This is a genomic window from Nocardia farcinica, from assembly GCF_029867845.1.
Lineage (GTDB): Bacteria > Actinomycetota > Actinomycetes > Mycobacteriales > Mycobacteriaceae > Nocardia > Nocardia farcinica_A.
Genome location: NZ_JARWRU010000846.1, coordinates 1 through 3,054, shown reverse-complemented (window position 1 = coordinate 3,054; position 3,054 = coordinate 1). Strand labels below are relative to the sequence as shown.

Here is a 3,054-nt window from a genome sequence, read left to right as displayed (position 1 = left end):
TCGGGCCGTTGGTGAGTTAGGTCTTCTGGCGGTTGTGTATGTTGTCCTCGCCGCCGCGGCGCAGGTTGGTCTTCTTGCCGCCGACGGGGTCGGAGCCGGAGTCGGGCTCGGTGATCGCCCAGGAGGCGACCTTCTCCATGGTCACCAGCTCGGGCAGCCAGCGCTTCTTCTGCGCCAGCGTGCCACGCGCCTGGATGGTGGCCGCGCCGAGTCCGGTGCTCACGCCCAAGGCGCTGACCAGGCCGAGACAGACGCCGGAGAGCTCACTGACCAGCACCGCCATCATCGACTGCTGCTCGGACGCGGCGGCGCTCGCGGCCTTCGCCGCGCTCTCGGCCCAACCCGCCAGCTCGGCTTCCTCGGCGGCCAGCGCCTTCTCCAGCGAGTCGCGCGCCATGGCGGCGATGCCGAATTCGTCGAACAGCTTCTTCAGGATCGGGTACGGCAGCATCTCGCCGCTGTCGAGGGCGTCCAGGTTCGGGCGGATCTCCCGGTCGATGAAGGCGCGCACGGCGTCGCGGACCATCAGATCGGTCTCGGACCATTCGAACATCGTCGTTCACTCCTGTCGCAGTGCCTCTCGCCCGCGCCGGGCGCGCCGCACCCCGGGACCGGTCGGCACCGGAACCGGATGACCCGGACCACATCGTCCGGTTCGGCGTATCGAGCTGCAACAAACGTACAGACCTGCATGTAAGTACGCAACGGTTCCGGCGATCGGCCGTCGCCGCGCGGGTCAGCCGGTGATCTGCCCAGCGGTCAGCCGCAGCATGGCACAGGCGCGCTCCCAGCGCCGGTGCGCGCGCTCGGTGTCGGCGTCACCCCAGGCGGCGATGAGGATGCCGCGCAGGGCGTCCATGGCGGTGAAGACGAAGTCGCGCGCGTCCTTGCGGCGCACCTCGTCGGGCACGAAGCGCTCGACGGCGGTGAGCACGGCGTTGTTGACGAACGGCTCGACCTCGTCCATGGCGGCCTTGAGCACCGGATCGGTGCGCCCGGCCACCCACAGCTCGACGGTCGCGGTGAACAGCCGGTCCTGATGCAGTTCCCACAGGAAGTTGAGGGTGGCCTCCACGCGCTCGGCGTCCGGCGGCACCTCGGAGATCTCCCGCAACACCGCCTGCACCCGGCGCTGGGCGAGGTGGTTGATCGCGGCGACCACCAGGTCGGTCTTGGAGCCGAAGTGGTGCACCTGCGCGCCGCGCGTGACGCCGGCGCGTTCGGCCACCCGCGGAGTGGTCGTGCCCGCGTAGCCGTAGTCGACGAGGCAGTCGATGGTGGCGTCGAGCAGTCGCGTGCGCATCTCGCTGCTGCGCTGCTCCTGGGTCCGCCGCCGCGGCCTGCCGGACGCGGTCGTGGTCATCCGGCGATCCTATCGCTTACATGCACGTGTGTATGTAAATGCCCCGGAATGCCCGACGCACGCCCGCGGCGCGCTCTGCCGTCACGCCCGCCCAGCCGGACGGTGAGCGTGAACAGCACGAGCCCGGCCACGGCCAAGCCCGCGCCGACCATCGCCGGCGCGGTGTAGCCGAAGCCGGCGGCGATCACCAGCCCGCCCAGCCACGCGCCTGCGGCGTTGGCGATGTTCAGCGCGGCGTGGTTGAGCGCCGCGGCCAGGGTCTGGGCATCGGCGGCCACATCCATCAGACGGGTCTGCAAGCCGGGGGTGAGCGCCGCGCCGGTGGCGCCGACCAGGAAGGCCCCGATGCTCGCCGAGACCGGATGGTGGGCGGCCGGGACGAAACCGGCGAGCACCACGATCATCGCGATCGAGGCCAGGAAGATCGCCCGGTCCACACCGCGGTCGGCCAGGATGCCGCCCACCACGTTGCCGACGATCATGCCGATGCCGAACAGCGCCAGCACCAGCGGCACGGTGGTCGCCGACATGCCCGCGACATCGGTCAGCGTGGTGGCGATGTAGGTGTAGACGGCGAACATGCCGCCGAAGCCGACCGCGCCCACCAGCAGGGTCGCCAGCACCTGCGGCCTGCGCAGCGCGCCGAGTTCGGTCCTCGGGTCGGTCGCGACATAGCCGGTCAGCTCGGGCACGAAGCGGGCCAGCGCCGCCACCGTCGCCGCGCCGATCACCGCGACCAGCACGAACGCCCCACGCCAGCCGTAGTGCTGGCCGAGCCACGTCGCGGCGGGCACACCGGCCACATTGGCGATGCTCAGCCCGAGCATGACCGCCGCCACCGCCTTGGCCCGCTGCCCGGCAGGGGCGAGCGTGGCCGCGGCCAGCATGGCGACGCCGAAGTAGGCGCCGTGCGGCAGGCCCGCCACGAACCGCGCGACCACCAGCGCCGGGAAGGCCGGGGCGAGCACGGTGGCCACATTCCCCAGCGTGAAAGCCACCATGAGCGCCAGCAGCAGGCGCTTGCGCGGCACCCGGGCGCACAACGCGGCGATCAGCGGCGCACCGACCACCACCCCGAGCGCGTACGCCGAGACGGCGTGCCCGGCGGTCGGCTCGGAGACCGCGAAGGCGGACGCGATGTCGGGCAGCAGGCCCATGATCACGAACTCGGTGGTGCCGATGCCGAAACCACCCGCCGCCAAGGCGAGCATGGCGGGGATGTGCCAGGTGGTGCGCGGAGCCGACGGGGCGGGCGCACCGCCGCCGGGATCGCGCTCGGCTGCGGGAGCCGGCCCCGCACCGGCGGAGGGGTCCGAGGGGTCGGCGGCGTCGATCTTCGCGGGTCGGCTCACGTTTTCCTGCAACCAGGGAGCCCCGGCCCGCGCTTCCCGGACGGCAGTGAGATCAGCCACACCCGAGGGTCGGCTGCTTTCCGGTGGGCGAGCGTTCCGCACGGGCGGGCGCGGCGAGCGCCTCGCGAAACGGCTCGGGCACCCGTGCCCCCGTCGGCCACGGCGGGGGGGTGCCCGGTTCATCCCGCGCCGGGGGCGGGTGGCCCGCGGCGGCGTCCCCGTCGTCCTGTGCGACTTCTCCTCCGAATGGGACGGACTCGCCACCGATGAGGTGACCGTGGGCAGGGTGCAGGCCCGCTACAGCGACGACGGTCAGATGGAACTGCCGCTCGTCTCCGG

Annotated in this window: 2 protein-coding genes and 1 pseudogene; all 3 read right to left on the bottom strand. The window is 72.3% G+C overall.

Annotation, left to right across the window (positions count from 1 at the left end; all coding sequences use genetic code 11):
* Positions 1 to 19: 19 nt before the first annotated feature.
* Positions 20 to 553, bottom strand: a pseudogene (locus tag QH283_RS18550) (acyl-CoA dehydrogenase family protein); the annotation flags it as partial.
* A 183-nt stretch (positions 554 to 736) separates the two neighbouring features.
* Complete coding sequence (locus QH283_RS18545) at positions 737 to 1,363, bottom strand: TetR/AcrR family transcriptional regulator (RefSeq protein ID WP_280504254.1); 627 nt, start codon at positions 1,361 to 1,363, stop codon at positions 737 to 739.
* Positions 1,360 to 2,583 (bottom strand): MFS transporter, encoded by a 1,224-nt coding sequence (locus QH283_RS18540; protein WP_414689616.1) that lies wholly within the window; start codon positions 2,581 to 2,583, stop codon positions 1,360 to 1,362. Before QH283_RS18540 ends, QH283_RS18545 begins: the two co-directional genes overlap by 4 nt.
* Positions 2,584 to 3,054: the final 471 nt, after the last annotated feature.